At 60.1% G+C, this 13,239-nt stretch carries 12 protein-coding genes; 5 read left to right on the top strand and 7 right to left on the bottom strand.

All coding sequences use genetic code 11. The features are described 5' to 3' along the window. Positions 1-4 precede the first annotated feature (4 nt). The gene (locus tag FGF54_RS15220) at positions 5-952 is read left to right on the top strand and encodes a LysR family transcriptional regulator (protein WP_142780284.1); all 948 of its coding nucleotides are present in this window, start codon (positions 5-7) and stop codon (positions 950-952) included. 308 nt (positions 953-1,260) lie between these two features. On the opposite strand, the gene FGF54_RS15215 is transcribed toward FGF54_RS15220, so the two are convergent. From FGF54_RS15215 to FGF54_RS15190, 6 genes are all read right to left on the bottom strand, one after another. Continuing rightward, positions 1,261-2,382, bottom strand: a complete 1,122-nt coding sequence (locus FGF54_RS15215; protein WP_142780283.1) for a sn-glycerol-3-phosphate import ATP-binding protein UgpC — start codon at positions 2,380-2,382, stop codon at positions 1,261-1,263. Positions 2,383-2,414: 32 nt separating this feature from the next. Beyond that, positions 2,415-3,299, bottom strand: a complete 885-nt coding sequence (locus tag FGF54_RS15210; RefSeq protein ID WP_003520206.1) for an ABC transporter permease subunit — start codon at positions 3,297-3,299, stop codon at positions 2,415-2,417. 7 nt (positions 3,300-3,306) lie between these two features. Beyond that, complete coding sequence (locus tag FGF54_RS15205; RefSeq protein ID WP_142780282.1) at positions 3,307-4,197, bottom strand: carbohydrate ABC transporter permease; 891 nt, start codon at positions 4,195-4,197, stop codon at positions 3,307-3,309. 82 nt (positions 4,198-4,279) lie between these two features. Beyond that, positions 4,280-5,623, bottom strand: coding sequence for an extracellular solute-binding protein (locus tag FGF54_RS15200; RefSeq protein WP_004432875.1), 1,344 nt, complete (start codon positions 5,621-5,623; stop codon positions 4,280-4,282). Positions 5,624-5,887: 264 nt separating this feature from the next. Continuing rightward, positions 5,888-6,361, bottom strand: a complete 474-nt coding sequence (locus FGF54_RS15195) for a VOC family protein (protein ID WP_142780281.1) — start codon at positions 6,359-6,361, stop codon at positions 5,888-5,890. Between the two features lie 129 nt (positions 6,362-6,490). Further along, positions 6,491-7,081: an isoprenylcysteine carboxylmethyltransferase family protein gene (locus tag FGF54_RS15190; protein WP_142780280.1), complete on the bottom strand. Its 591-nt coding sequence runs from the start codon at positions 7,079-7,081 to the stop codon at positions 6,491-6,493. A 292-nt stretch (positions 7,082-7,373) separates the two neighbouring features. On the opposite strand from FGF54_RS15190, the gene FGF54_RS15185 reads away from it, so the two are divergent. From FGF54_RS15185 to FGF54_RS15175, 3 genes are all read left to right on the top strand, one after another. Beyond that, positions 7,374-9,158, top strand: coding sequence for a PAS domain-containing methyl-accepting chemotaxis protein (locus FGF54_RS15185; RefSeq protein ID WP_142780279.1), 1,785 nt, complete (start codon positions 7,374-7,376; stop codon positions 9,156-9,158). A gap of 326 nt (positions 9,159-9,484) precedes the next feature. Continuing rightward, positions 9,485-10,378: a transglycosylase SLT domain-containing protein gene (locus FGF54_RS15180; protein WP_142780278.1), complete on the top strand. Its 894-nt coding sequence runs from the start codon at positions 9,485-9,487 to the stop codon at positions 10,376-10,378. 172 nt (positions 10,379-10,550) lie between these two features. Then, on the top strand, positions 10,551-10,964 hold the full coding sequence (locus FGF54_RS15175) for a hypothetical protein (RefSeq protein WP_142780277.1): 414 nt from the start codon (positions 10,551-10,553) through the stop codon (positions 10,962-10,964). 36 nt (positions 10,965-11,000) lie between these two features. On the opposite strand, the gene FGF54_RS15170 is transcribed toward FGF54_RS15175, so the two are convergent. Next, positions 11,001-11,903, bottom strand: coding sequence for a hypothetical protein (locus FGF54_RS15170; RefSeq protein ID WP_142780276.1), 903 nt, complete (start codon positions 11,901-11,903; stop codon positions 11,001-11,003). Positions 11,904-12,094: 191 nt separating this feature from the next. Between FGF54_RS15170 and FGF54_RS15165 the strand changes: the two genes are divergently transcribed. Next, positions 12,095-13,075 carry a 3'-5' exonuclease gene (locus tag FGF54_RS15165; protein ID WP_142780275.1) on the top strand — a complete coding sequence of 327 codons (981 nt, stop codon included), beginning with the start codon at positions 12,095-12,097 and terminating at the stop codon, positions 13,073-13,075. Positions 13,076-13,239: the final 164 nt, after the last annotated feature.

Below are 13,239 nucleotides of genomic sequence, written 5' to 3'. Positions count from 1 at the left end.
GAAAATGGCGTCTGATTATCTCGATACGCGGCAGCTCGAGGCTTTCGTGGCCGTGGTGTCTATCGGCAGCATCACCGGCGCAGCCAGGGCGCTGGGCAAGTCTCAACCCGTTGTGACACGCCTCATTCAGGACCTTGAGGGTGAAATCGGCTTTGCGCTGCTGCACCGCAACGGCCCCCGCATCACGCCCACCGAAAAGGGGGTGGCCTTTTTCGCGCAGGCGGAGCTGTTCCTCGGCGGTCTCAGAACGATCAGCGAAAGCGCAAGGCGCATTCACGCCGCGCGCCGCACGGCTATCGAGGTCGCTTCCATTCCGGCGATTGCCGCAAGTCTCCTGCCACGGGCGCTCGCCGCCCTGCCGGCCGACCGGTTTCCCGATCATGTGCATCTCCAGAGCATTTCTTCGGAAAATGTCGTGCAGGCGGTGATGGCGGGCACGGCGGATCTTGGCGCCGTCAGCCTTCCACTCGACAATCCCGGTGTCGACATTCACTGGCTGGGGGAGGTGCCGTGCGTGGCTGTGGTGGCGGAAGATCATCCGCTCGCCCGGAAAGCGGTCATCTCGGCCGAAGACCTTGCCGGAAACCGGCTCATCGCTTCGGCAAACCCCTTCCGCCTGCGCATGCGGATCAACGATGTGCTTTCCAGCCTCGGCGTCGACCTTTCCTCCGTGATCGACAGCAATGCGACCTATGTTTCGCTTTCGCTGGCGCGCATGGGTCTCGGTGTCGCAATTGTCGAATCGATTACCCTCTGGGGCCTGCCGGTGGAGGGTGTTCGCGTCATACCGCTCTCGTTCCACATCCCGTTCCAGTGGGGCCTCGTGACGGCGGCCGGCCGGCCGGTTATCTTCGAGGTGGAGCAGCTCGTGGCCACGGCAAGACGGCTGGTGGTGGATATTCCCCAAGCAATTATTTACGATAAAATATCGCAAATTCAAAATTTTGATTGAATTTCCTGATGTAATTTGTGCGTTCCGCAAGCCGCAAGCCGCAAGCCGCAAGCCGCAAGCCGCAAGCCGCAAGCCGCAAGCCGCAAGCCGAAAGCCGCCAGTAGTATAATGTTCCCAAATCCGGCCGGACTCGGCCCGGCCCAATCCGATCCCGTGCGGCGGACTATATCCGAGACTCCAGCGGACGCGCCTTGCGCGGCCGCTGGAGCATTTTTGAGTAAAAAGCGAAATCGCTTTCACGTCCGGACAATGCGTTAAAACAGAAGGCCAGTGCACTCCCCCGCGAACCCCCGTTCACGGGAAATCTTCTAGACCGCCAGCAGTTTCTCGTTGCCGATGCGGGTTGTTTCGACGGCGCCCTCGGTTTCGATCCGTTTTCCCGTGGCCGGATCGAAGAAATGAAGGTGGGCGGCGGGGAGATCGAGGTGGATGCGCCGGCCGGGTTTTACCGAAAGGTCCTCACCGATCGCGGCGGAGAAGGTCTCGCCGGCGATATCGGCATGGACGATGCGACCCGAGCCCAGTTCTTCGACGAAATCCACGACCGCCGGCACACCGGCGCCATCCGTGCTGACCACGCACTGTTCCGGGCGGATGCCGACGGTCACGTCGCGGCCGCGCAGTTCCAGCGCGGTTTCGGGGAAGAGCTTTACGGGCGTGCCATGCAGCATCACGGCGGGGGATTCCACCTCTACCCTCGTGCTGAACAGGTTCATGGCGGGCGAGCCGATGAAGGAGGCCACGAAGGTGCTGGCCGGGCGGTGATAGATATCCAGCGGATGGCCGACCTGCTCGACATTACCCTTGTTCATCACCACCAGCCGGTCGGCCAGCGTCATGGCCTCCACCTGATCGTGGGTGACGAAGATAGAGGTGGCGGAGAGGCGCTGGTGCAGCTTGCGGATTTCGGCGCGCATGGTCACGCGCAGCTTGGCGTCGAGGTTGGAGAGCGGCTCGTCGAAGAGAAACACCGCAGGTTCGCGGATGATGGCGCGGGCCATGGCGACGCGCTGGCGCTGGCCGCCGGAAAGGGCCGCGGGCTTGCGCTCCAGATAATCGGAAAGGCCGACGATCTTTGCGGTTTCCTCGATGCGGCGCTGGCGTTCGGCCTTCGGAACGCCCGCGACCTTCAGCGCATAGCCGATATTGCCGGCCACCGACATATGCGGGTAAAGCGCGTAGTTCTGGAACACCATGGCGCAGCCACGCTCGCGCGGTTCCAGCGTGTTGACCACCCGCCCGCCAATGGCGATCTCGCCCGACGTGATGTCCTCCAGACCGGCGATCATGCGCAGAAGCGTGGATTTGCCGCAGCCCGACGGGCCGAGGATGACGACGAATTCGCCGGAGTCGAAAGTGAGGTCCACGCCGTGCAGGGTGGGCGTCTTGCCATAGGATTTGCGGACCTGACGGATATCGATCTGAGCCATGATGGGAAACCTTGTTGTTGAAAGCCGCGCTGTTACTTGTCGGACGAGACGAGGCCGCGGACGAACCAGCGTTGCAGGAAGGCCACGACGAGAAGCGGCGGCAGGATGATGATGAGGGAACCGGCCAGCGTGACGTTCCAGTCCGGCGTGCCGTCATCGGCGGGTAAAAGCGCGCGCAGCGACATCATCACCGTCTTGTAGGACGGGTCGGTGACCATCAGCAGCGGCCACAGATACTGGTTCCAGGCATAAACGAACATGATGGTGGTGAGCGCCAGCATGTTGGTGCGCGACAGCGGCAGCAGCATGTCCACGAAGAAACGCGCGGCACCCGAACCGTCCATGCGCGCGGCCTCCGCCAGCTCGTCCGGGATCGTCATGAAGAACTGCCGGTAGAGAAAGGTGCCGGTGGCCGTGGCGATCAGCGGCAGGGTGAGGCCGGCATAGGAGTTCAGGAGGTTCCATTCCAGCGTGACCTCGATGCCGAACAGGCCGAGGATGGAGCGGAACGGCTGGAAAAGATCGGCGGCGACGGAATAGGTCGGCACCACGCGCACTTCGAGCGGCAGCATCAGGGTGATGAACACCGTCCAGAAGAACAGGTGCCTGAGCGGCGAGCGGAAGAACACGATGGCGAAGGCGGTGAAAGCCGAAAGGGCCACTTTGCCGACGGTCACCAGCGTCGCCATGATCATGCTGTTGAGGAGGGCGTTGCCGAGATTGGCGCGTTGCCAGGCCGCTTGCGCATTGGTGAAGAATTCGCCCTGCGGCATGAAGTTGAAGGGGACGCTGTTGACCTGCTGGACCGACTGGCTGGCGCCGGAAATGACGACGATGAAGGGGCCGATGAGCAGGAAGAAGCCGGCCACCATGATCGCATAGGTCAGGGCGTCGGCATAGGGTGTGCGCTGGATCATCGCCGCCTCACTTGTAATGGACTTGCCGCTCGACGAAGCGGAACTGGATGAAGGTGAAGACCATGATGAGGCCGATGAGGACGAGGCTCTGGGCAGAGGCGCCGGAATAGTTCAGCCCCTCGAAGGCCTCGCTGACGATGCGGTAGACCATCACTTCGGTGGCGTGGTTGGGGCCGCCCTCGGTGGTGGAGGCGACGATGCCGAACGTATCGGCGCCGACGAAACCCTCGGTCATCATGATGACGGTGAGGAAGAACAGGGTGGGTGCAAGCAGCGGCACCTGAATGTCGATGGCGCGGCGAATGGGCCCGGAACCGTCCATGGCGGCGGCCTCCGTCAGCGAACGCGGCACGGATTGCAGGCCGGCGAACAGGAAGATGAAGGTGTAGCCCGCCCATTTCCAGATGAAGATGACGATGACGAGGATGAGCGCGTGCTCGCCATATTTGGCCGGGTTCCAGATATCGGGCCACCAGGAATTCAGCGATGCGGCGATGCCGCGTTCCGGCGACAGGATGAAGCGGAAGGCCATGCCGGCGGCGGGACCGGCAATCGCGTAGGGCAGGATATAAAGCACCCGAAAAAAGCCGGAGCCGGGAAGCTGGCGATCGACCGCAAGGGCGAGCACAAGGCCGATGAGGATCGCGAAAAACGGCCCGGCGACCGCAAAGATCAGGCTGGTGAGGATCGACTGCCAATAGAGCGGATCGCCGAAGGTTTCGATGAAATTGGCTAAACCGACGAATTCCGCCTTGCCGCCGAAGGGCGGCTCCAGGGTGAATGCCCAGTTCAGCACCGCCGCAACCGGCCAATAGAAGAACAGAAGGATAAGCAGAAACTGCGGCAGGGCGAAGAGCACAGGCAGCCATGTGCTTTTAAAGACGGTACGCTTTTCCATTGGAGTCCGGCAGAGTTCGAGATTTCGGCGGGCCTGCCCGAACGACTGTCCGGACAGGCCTTTGACGGCGAGGAAAGAACGCTTAGTTCAGCTTGGCGCCTTCATAGGTCTTTTCGAAGCGGCGCAGGCCTGTATTGGCGCGCTCGACGGCCTTGTCGAGTTCAGCCTGTATATCGGCGTTCTGCATGAAGATGGCTTCGAGCGAGGTGGCGACTTCCTTGCGGATCTGCGTGAAACCGCCGAGGCGGATACCGCGGGTATATTCGGAAGGCGGCGTAAAGGTCAGGCTCTCGATGGCCTTTTCGCGGCCCTTATAGGGGGCCTTGTCGTAAAAACCATTGGCCTTCATGGCGTCGAAGCCGGTCTTGGTGACCGGGATGTAACCGGTGACCGTCGACCACCACTCAACCATGTCGGGCTGGGCGATGAAGTTCAGGAATGCGGCAGCGCCCTTGTATTCGGCTTCCGGACGACCGGCCATGACCCACAGCGAAGCGCCGCCGACCAGCGAGTTGTGACGTTCGGTGCCCTTCCAGATCGGCAGCATGGCGACGTCCCACTTCACGCCTTCCGGCATGGACTTGCCGACGGTGCCGTGGTTGGCGATGGAAGTCATGAACATCTGGCAGGTCTGCGAGGTGAAGGCCGGCAGGATATCCATGCCGAGCTGCTTGGTCTTGACGACGAACAGCTTCTCGTCCTGCATCTTCTTGAAGAATTTCACGTGGTCGACGAACTTGGTCTTGTTGATCGCAAGTTCCGCGTCCAGACCCTGATAACCGTTGGCCTTGGTGGCGATTGGCTGGTTGTGGATGGCGGAGAACTGCTCCATCAGCATCCATGTGTCGAAGTTAAAGGCGAGCGGGCATTCGAAACCGGCGGCTTTCAGCTTCTTGGAAGCTTCTTCGACCTGTTCCCATGTGTCGGGCTTGAAGGTGATGCCGGCTTTTTCGAAAGCGTCGACATTGTAATAGAACATCGCGGTCGAAGAATTATAGGGGAAGGAGTTCAATTCACCCGAAGCCGTGGCGTAATAATTGGCGATGCCGGGGAAATAATTGTTCCAGTCGATCTTGTAGCCATTGTCGGCCATCAGCTTCTTGGCGGGAACGAAAGCCTTGGACAGCATCATGTCCAGCGTGCCGGCGTCATAAATCTGGGTGATGGCGGGCTGCTTCTTGGCGCGATAGGCGGCAATGGTGTTCTGCAGGGTGGATTCGTAATCGTTCTGCGAGGTGCAGACGATCTCGAATTCGGCCTGGGAGTCGTTGAACTTCTTGCAGGTGTCCTGCACGCGGTCGCCGAGATCGCCGGAAAGACCGTACCAGAATTCGAACTTGGTCTTTTCTGCCTGGGCGGCGGTGGCGCCGAAGGCGGCGGCGATGGCGACGCCGGCCACGAAGGAAGTCAGAGCGGAAGATTTCATGAGTTGAGCCCCGTTGCTGGAATGATGGCCTGCTCGGCAAGGACTTCACGTCCCCGGCACGAAGCCACGGAGGCTCTGCTAACAGCCGTCTTTGACGGATGGCTTACAGTTTATTGAACGTTTTATGATGACTGGCCGCGCAGCCCATTCTGCGCGGCAAAAAATGGGCGACAAACACGAAAAAACCGGATTTTAAGATTATTTATCAGTGGCTTACGGTTTTTTAGCCTGCCTCGCTACTTGCTGCTGAACAGCTTTCGCCAGTCAACCGCGACGTGCAGCCTCGATGGCGGCGACATCGATTTTCTTCATATCCATCATGGCATCGAAGGCGCGTTTGGCTTCCGCCCCGCCTGCCGCCATGGCGTCCATCAGCACGCGCGGGGTGATCTGCCAGGAGACGCCCCATTTGTCCTTGCACCAGCCGCAGGCGCTTTCCTCACCGCCATTGCCGACGATGGCGTTCCAGTAGCGGTCGGTTTCTTCCTGGTCTTCGGTCGATATCTGGAACGAAAAAGCCTCGGTCTGTTTGAAGACCGGGCCACCGTTAAGGCCGATGCAGGATACACCGGCAACGGTGAACTGCACCGTCAGCACATCGCCCTTCTTGCCGGAGGGATAGTCGCTCGGCGCATGGTGGACAGCCGTGACCGCGCTATCCGGAAAGGTTTCGGCATAAAATCTGGCGGCGGCCTCGGCATCCTTGTCGTACCAGATACAGATCGTATTCTTTTCCATGTGCGTGGTCCTCCCAAGTTGAAATTTTCCCCTGCCGGCGGGGAAACCCGACGGCCGGTTGCCGGTTCCCCATCAGGCATAAAATGCGGCTGTGGGACAAACGTTCCGAAAACGCCGTCCCGCCTGATGTCAAAGCCAGCGCCTTACCCTTTGCCGATAGGCATCATAGGCCGGGCCAAGCTCTTTGGTCAGCACGCGTTCTTCGATGCTGACCTGCAGCATCACAGCGACGATCAGGGCGATGGCGACGGCAAGCTGCACAACCGAGGTGAAAACCAGCACCAGCCCCGCAAAGAGAAGGATCTGCCCGACGAAGACAGGGTTTCTGGAAAGGCCGAAAGGCCCGGTATCCACGATGGCGCCGAGATGGCCTTCCGCCGCGCCGATGCGCCATGATTTGCCCATGTAATGCTGGGCGTAGAGCGCAAGCAGGCTTCCCGCCAGTACCATTGCAACGCCGAGGATGCGGATGGCTGCGCCGGCATCGCGGCGGTCCAGAAGCCAGCCGGGCTGTTGCGGTTCGAGCCACAGGGTGACAAGCGGCAGAAGCGCGCCGAGAAGAAAGGCGACACGGAAAAGCATGGCGGGAACAGCTTGACGTTCACGGCCTTTGGCGAAAAGCCAGATCGGCGCGCCCGTTTGTTTTGCCAATCGGGCCGTCAATACTAAAAATCCGCCGATATAGGCCCACACCGCCAGCACGGCTATCATGTCGATCATGTTTCCCCCAAAAGCATTGTCAAACCCTGCGATCCCCGGAGACAGCGAGCCTCCGACTCGAAACTCAAACTATAGGCACGAGTATTGCGTCGCCATGACGTCGGTTATACGGCTTCAGGCCGTGTGCGGAATTTTGCAGGCAAGTAGCGGAATTGCCTGCCTTCCGGCTCCGTAGTTCAACCATAGATTGAATGAAATCAAACTTACCCTTAAATATTATTTAACAATGTAATCATAATATTCGCGAATGATTTGCGGTAAAAATCATCCATTTTCCATCGGAGGATTGCGCGTGAGTATTCTTGATCGTGGTGCCAATGCTTTCGCGGTTCTTGCCGCGCTTTCAAAATCCCAGGCCATTATAGAATTCGACCTTTCGGGAAAGATTCTCACCGCCAACGAAAATTTCTGTCGGGCGCTCGGTTACGAGCTTTCGGAAATTGTCGGCAGGCATCACAGCATGTTCGTCGAGCCCTCCGTCGTGTCGTCGTCGGACTACAAATCCTTCTGGTCCAGGCTTTCGGCCGGCCAGTTCGATCAGCGGCAATATAAGCGCATCGGCAAGGCGGGCCGGGAAGTCTGGATCGAGGCCTCCTACAACCCGGTGTTTCGCCGCGGCAAGCCGGTAAAAGTGGTCAAGATCGCCACCGATATTACCGACCGCAAGCTGAAGGCGGCGGAAGATGCGGGCAAGATCGACGCCCTGTCACGGGCGCAGGCCATCATCGAATTCTCCCCGAACGGCGAGGTTTTGACCGCAAACGAGAATTTTCTGGCCGCGCTCGGTTATTCGCTGGCGGAAGTGCAGGGCAGGCACCATTCCATGTTCTGCGAACCGGCCTATACGCAGTCGTCGCAATATAAGCAGTTCTGGGAAAGGCTGGCCGGCGGCGATCTCGTGGCGGATGAGTTCATGCGGCTTGGCAAGGGCGGCCGCAAGGTCTTCATTCAGGCGTCCTATAACCCGATCTTCGATCTCAACGGCAAGGTGTTCAAGGTCGTCAAATTCGCGACCGACGTGACCGGCCGCGTCGAAAACGTCGAAAAGCTGGCGCAATGTCTCACCGATCTGGCCGAGGGCGATCTTGCCCAGAGCATCGACAAACCCTTCATCCCCTCGCTTGAAAGATTGCGCACGGATTTCAACGCGGCTTCGGAAAAGCTGAAAAGGGCCATGACGCTGGTGTCTGAAAATGCCGGCGCCATTTCTTCCGGTTCCAACGAGATCAGGTCCGCTGCCGACGATCTCGCCAGACGCACGGAGCAGCAGGCCGCCTCCATCGAGGAAACGGCAGCCGCGCTCGAAGAAATCACCACCGCCGTCAACGATTCAAGCCGCCGCGCGGAAGAGGCCGGCAAGATCGTCGCCCGCGCCCGCGACCATGCGGAACATTCCGGCCAAGTGGTGCGCGATGCGATTGGCGCCATGGACCAGATCGAAAAATCATCGCGTGAAATTTCCAACATTATCGGCGTGATCGACGAAATCGCCTTCCAGACCAATCTTCTGGCATTGAATGCAGGCGTGGAAGCCGCGCGCGCGGGTGAGGCGGGCAAAGGTTTTGCCGTGGTTGCGCAGGAGGTTCGCGAACTCGCGCAGCGTTCCGCAACGGCCGCCAAGGAAATCAAGAGCCTGATCAATGCCTCCGGCGCGCAGGTGGAAAACGGCGTCGGCCTCGTCACCAGGGCGGGTTCGGCCCTGCAGGAAATCGCCGAGCAGGTGCGGGATATCAACACCAATGTCGTGGCGATTGTCGATGCCGCGCGCGAACAGTCCACGGCGCTTGCGGAAATCAATCAGGCGGTCAACACCGTCGATCAGGGCACCCAGCAGAACGCCGCCATGGTCGAGGAACAGACCGCCGCAAGCCACAGCCTTGCGCGGGAAGCGGCGGCCCTGTTCGAACTTCTCGGGCAATTCCGGTTCGAGGACATGGCCCGATCCTCCGCCTCAGCGCGCAGCGGCTTCGAGCAGCAATCCGCGCCGGTGAGCTCGCATCGCAGCGCACCCCGCCCGCTTGCGGCGCGCGGTTCCGCCGCGGTTGCCGTCAAGCATGAGGAGTGGCAGGACTTTTAGGGTGAGGCCTCAGCAAGCCGAGCCAATCACGCCAACGTCATCCTCGGGCTTGTCCCGAGGATCTGCAACGTATTGATTTTATTCGACGTGATTACATCCGCGGCACAGGGCCGAGGATGACGCCGAGAGAATGTTGGCCCTCCACGACTGACTTTAAAAGGGGCTGCCCGCCGTCCGCGCCCCATCCGATCACGTCAGTCCATTCGATGTTCGATACGTGATGACAAGCCGCAAAGCTGGGCATATCTTCCGGTTTGGCCGATAATCGGCACATCGGGTCTGGAGTTTTCGGGGGCTTTCGCTTGGCAGGGATATCGACAAGCCGCATGGCTCTTGCCCTGTGTCTGCTGACCGCAGCCTTCGGCGTGGCGCAAGCCGAAGAGCCCGCCAGGGAAAAAGCCGCCTGCGCCTATAGCCATAATGTCGCGCCGGACCTGTGCATCAATGCAGGCAGTTACAATAACGATCTTTGCCATGCCATTGAGGTGCTCGCCGCCCGCCATGCCGTTCCGCCGGACTATTTCGCCCGGCTGATCTGGCGGGAAAGCCTGTTCCGGCCCAATGCGGTCAGTCCGAAGGGGGCGGAGGGCATTGCCCAGTTCATGCCGGGAACGGCGCGGTTGCGCGGTCTCGAAGACAGTTTCAACATCATCGCCGCGCTTGAGGCGTCTTCCCGATATCTCTCCGAATTGAACGTGCAGTTCGGCAATTTCGGCCTTGCCGCCGCAGCTTACAATGCGGGGGAGGCGGGCTTGCGGAACTTCATCGCCAACGGCCGCCTGCCCACCGAAACCCGCGATTATGTGTTCGCGATCACCGGTTATCCGGTGGAGACATGGAAGGACAATCCGCCGGAAAAGGCGGCGCCGGCGCTGGATGACAACCGTTCCTTCCTCGATGCCTGCGTGCGTCTCGCCGACACCCGCACCATGAACGATCCCGTTCTCATTGCATCGGCCGACTGGGCGCCCTGGGGCGTGCAGCTTGCGGCGCATTATAATCCGGCCGTGGCGAACCGGCTTTTCACCCGGGCGATCCTGCAGCTTTCGGAACCGCTGAATGCCGAGCGGGCTTTGATCGTGCGGCAGCGGGGTGGGAATTTCGGTTCGCGGCCGCGTTACGCCGCCCGCATCGGCCGGGAAACCAGAGCCGAAGCTAACGCGCTTTGTGGCGATATCCGACGGGCGGGCGTTCCCTGCACCGTGTTCCGCAACAGGTAAAAACGGCGCGCGCCGGACCGGTAAATCGGCTTCCCGCGACAGGGCTGATCATAAGAAGTTGATCGGCTTTGCGGCCGTTCCATCTTTCCGTGCAAAATGATCGTGCCTAGATTTGCCCCGGACGCCGGCCGAGAGCCGGGGCCGGTGACGTTTTGTAGGGAATGATCTGGAAATGAGATGGCTTGAAAGAGGATGTCTGGCGGCCGTGCTGGTCGTCGTTGCGGCGTGCACCAGCGCCGGCGAGACGGAGATTTCCCGCACTGTCGCCGGTTTCGTCGGGCAACCGCGCGAGGCCGCAGTCGCCCGACTCGGCCGTCCGAACAAGGTCATCATCGAAAACGGCGAAACCGAATCCTACTGGCTGAAAGTCGATAAGGAGACCTATGCCGGCCTCAGCAACAGGCGCGAAATCAAGACCGTCGACGGGCAGCCGCAGGTCTCGGAAACCGAGGGCATGAAGATCAAGGAACATCGCAGCGACTGCATCATCAAGATAACCGCAGATGCCGCCTCCATCATCAGGACAAGCGAGATCATCGGCAATCCGGCCAATTGCGAAAACCTTCTCGACAGCCAGGCCACCTGAGGAACTGCTGTCGCGGCCGCTCCGCTTCCCGAAGCCTCAAAGCTCCATCTTGATCGTCAGCATATATTCGGTGCCCTTCGCCCGGTCGCGCGTGCGGGAGACTTCGAGCGTGACCTTATCCATCTTGTGCCCAAGGGTTTCCTTGATCGTTCCTCCCGGCGTATCCTCGCGCCGGAACGAGGTGTCGCCGTAACCGACGCCGATTTTGCGGGTAATGGCGTTTTCCGTGTAGGTTCTTCCGAACATGGCGGAAGCCTGGCCGCTGCGCACCGTCGTTTCGAAACCGCGGGATTCGAGGTCGCGATAGGCCGAGGCGGCAATCGAATTGTCCGAGCTGCTATAGCTGCCGCCGGCGCTTATTCTGGCGAGGCGATGGCCGTCATGTTCCAGGGAAAAATTGCCATCGGCCGAAGGTCCGAAACGACCGCCGTTCATGGCATCCTTATAGGTGAAGCGGAAGCGGCCGCTGCGTGCGTCCACCTGATAATTATAGGAGGCGTCGCCGCTGCGGATCTGGATGCCCGGCGCGGGCTCGCTGCCGAGGATCGGCGAAACCTTGTCCGCGAACTGGAACAGGGGTTTGGTGACCTCTTCGAATTCCGACGTCGACAATGCCAGCGGCTTGCCATCCGGGTCGAACTTCCCGACCGCCAGGCACGGGCGCTGGTTGATGATGCTCTTCAGGGCAAAGACCGTGCAATTGTCGCTTGTTGTGCCGGCAATCGCGGCGTGGACGGAATTGCGCAGGGTGTAACTGCCGCAGCAGGAGAAGGCTTCATTGTCGAGGCTCGCATCGCGCGTATAGCCCGTAAAGACAATGCCGCTTGCCCCGTTGGTGAGGCCTGCATTGGCGAAATGCGGCCCGCTTTGCAGCGGAAACAGCTTCAGCCGGCTCTGGTCAGCGAGCGTTTTCGGGTTGGAAGGCGATGGAAGCGGCATTCTTCTTCTCTCCTGAAAAACGGGAACGGTGCGCTTTTTTTACCATCGTAAATTGAAGCCGCAACCCTTAACTGTACCCCGTGAGATATGCCGTTTCTGTGGATGAGAGCGACCGCTGTTGTTACCGTGAGCCTGTGCGCATATGCTGGAATACTCAATCTTGATTTCCGGGCAAGGCGGACAGGCGCATAATGACCTCCCAGTTGGATTTTTTTGCACCCGCGGCAGCGCGGCTTCCGCAGGCTGAAAGAGGGCGAAAAGCGAGTGGTCGCGAAACGGCCCAAAAGACCGGTACGGACGATGAGGCCCTTGCCGCATATCTTCAATCCACCGGTAATTATCGTGTCCTGCGGCGGCTGCAACCGCGCGCGGTCGTTGATCGGCCAAGGCCGGAATTTGCCCGTCAGGGCGTGATCCTCGATACGGAAACGACGGGTCTCGACCATCGCACCGACGAGATCATCGAAATAGGCGTCATCGCCTTCACATTCGACGATAGTGGCGCAATCGGCGATGTCACCGGCATCTATGGCGGGTTGCGGCAGCCGGGTATCGCCATTCCCGAAGAAATCACCCGCCTGACCGGTATTACCGACGAGATGGTCGCGGGACAGTCGATAGACATGGACCGGCTGACCTCCCTCATTGCCCATGCCGATCTGATCATCGCCCACAATGCCGGTTTCGACCGCCCCTTTTGCGAGGCCTTCTCGCCGATCTTCAGGGACAAGGCGTGGGCCTGCTCCGTTTCGGAAATAGACTGGCGCGCGCGTGGTTTCGAGGGCAACAAGCTCGGTTATCTGATCGGGCAATCCGGCTATTTCCACGATGGCCATCGCGCGGTGGACGATTGTTTCGCCCTGCTGGAGGTGCTGGAGCAGACGCGCCCCGGCCAGAGCAGCACGCCCTTTGCCGAACTCCATGACGCGAGCCGGCGCTCAAGGGTGCGCCTCTACGCGGAAAACAGCCCGTTCGACATGAAGGACCACTTGAAAAAGCGTGGCTATCGCTGGTCGGACGGCTCCGATGGCCGGCCGAAATCCTGGTGGGTGGAACTGCCGGAGGAAAAGCTCGAAGAGGAGCTGCATTTCCTGCGGACCGAAATCTACCGCTGGGACGCCGATCCCACCGTCAAATATCTCACCGCTTTCGACCGGTTCAAGGCCGGGTGAAGCGCGGGACATTTCGGGTTTTCAGATTGCATACAATTTCTGCAATGAATCGAAAACAATCGCTGTAAAATTGGGCAGGTCCGCGCAAGGGTCTCCAAAGCGCAGAAAAATATCATTTTACATCAATGGCTAAGCCGATTGGCACGCCTCCTGCATGACAAAGA

This window comes from Agrobacterium sp. T29, assembly GCF_006970545.1.
In the GTDB taxonomy this organism is placed as follows: domain Bacteria; phylum Pseudomonadota; class Alphaproteobacteria; order Rhizobiales; family Rhizobiaceae; genus Agrobacterium; species Agrobacterium leguminum.
Note: the sequence above shows the minus strand (reverse complement) of the source record. Positions and strands in the feature narration are given on the sequence as shown.

Coding starts and splice junctions, on each gene's coding strand:
- FGF54_RS15220 (WP_142780284.1), top strand. CDS start 5: ATGGCGTCTGATTATCTCGATACGCGGCAGCTCGAGGCTTTCGTGGCC.
- FGF54_RS15215 (WP_142780283.1), bottom strand. CDS start 2,382: ATGGCTCAGATCGATATCCGTCAGGTCCGCAAATCCTATGGCAAGACG.
- FGF54_RS15210 (WP_003520206.1), bottom strand. CDS start 3,299: ATGATCCAGCGCACACCCTATGCCGACGCCCTGACCTATGCGATCATG.
- FGF54_RS15205 (WP_142780282.1), bottom strand. CDS start 4,197: ATGGAAAAGCGTACCGTCTTTAAAAGCACATGGCTGCCTGTGCTCTTC.
- FGF54_RS15200 (WP_004432875.1), bottom strand. CDS start 5,623: ATGAAATCTTCCGCTCTGACTTCCTTCGTGGCCGGCGTCGCCATCGCC.
- FGF54_RS15195 (WP_142780281.1), bottom strand. CDS start 6,361: ATGGAAAAGAATACGATCTGTATCTGGTACGACAAGGATGCCGAGGCC.
- FGF54_RS15190 (WP_142780280.1), bottom strand. CDS start 7,081: ATGATCGACATGATAGCCGTGCTGGCGGTGTGGGCCTATATCGGCGGA.
- FGF54_RS15180 (WP_142780278.1), top strand. CDS start 9,485: ATGGCTCTTGCCCTGTGTCTGCTGACCGCAGCCTTCGGCGTGGCGCAA.
- FGF54_RS15175 (WP_142780277.1), top strand. CDS start 10,551: ATGAGATGGCTTGAAAGAGGATGTCTGGCGGCCGTGCTGGTCGTCGTT.
- FGF54_RS15170 (WP_142780276.1), bottom strand. CDS start 11,903: ATGCCGCTTCCATCGCCTTCCAACCCGAAAACGCTCGCTGACCAGAGC.
- FGF54_RS15165 (WP_142780275.1), top strand. CDS start 12,095: ATGACCTCCCAGTTGGATTTTTTTGCACCCGCGGCAGCGCGGCTTCCG.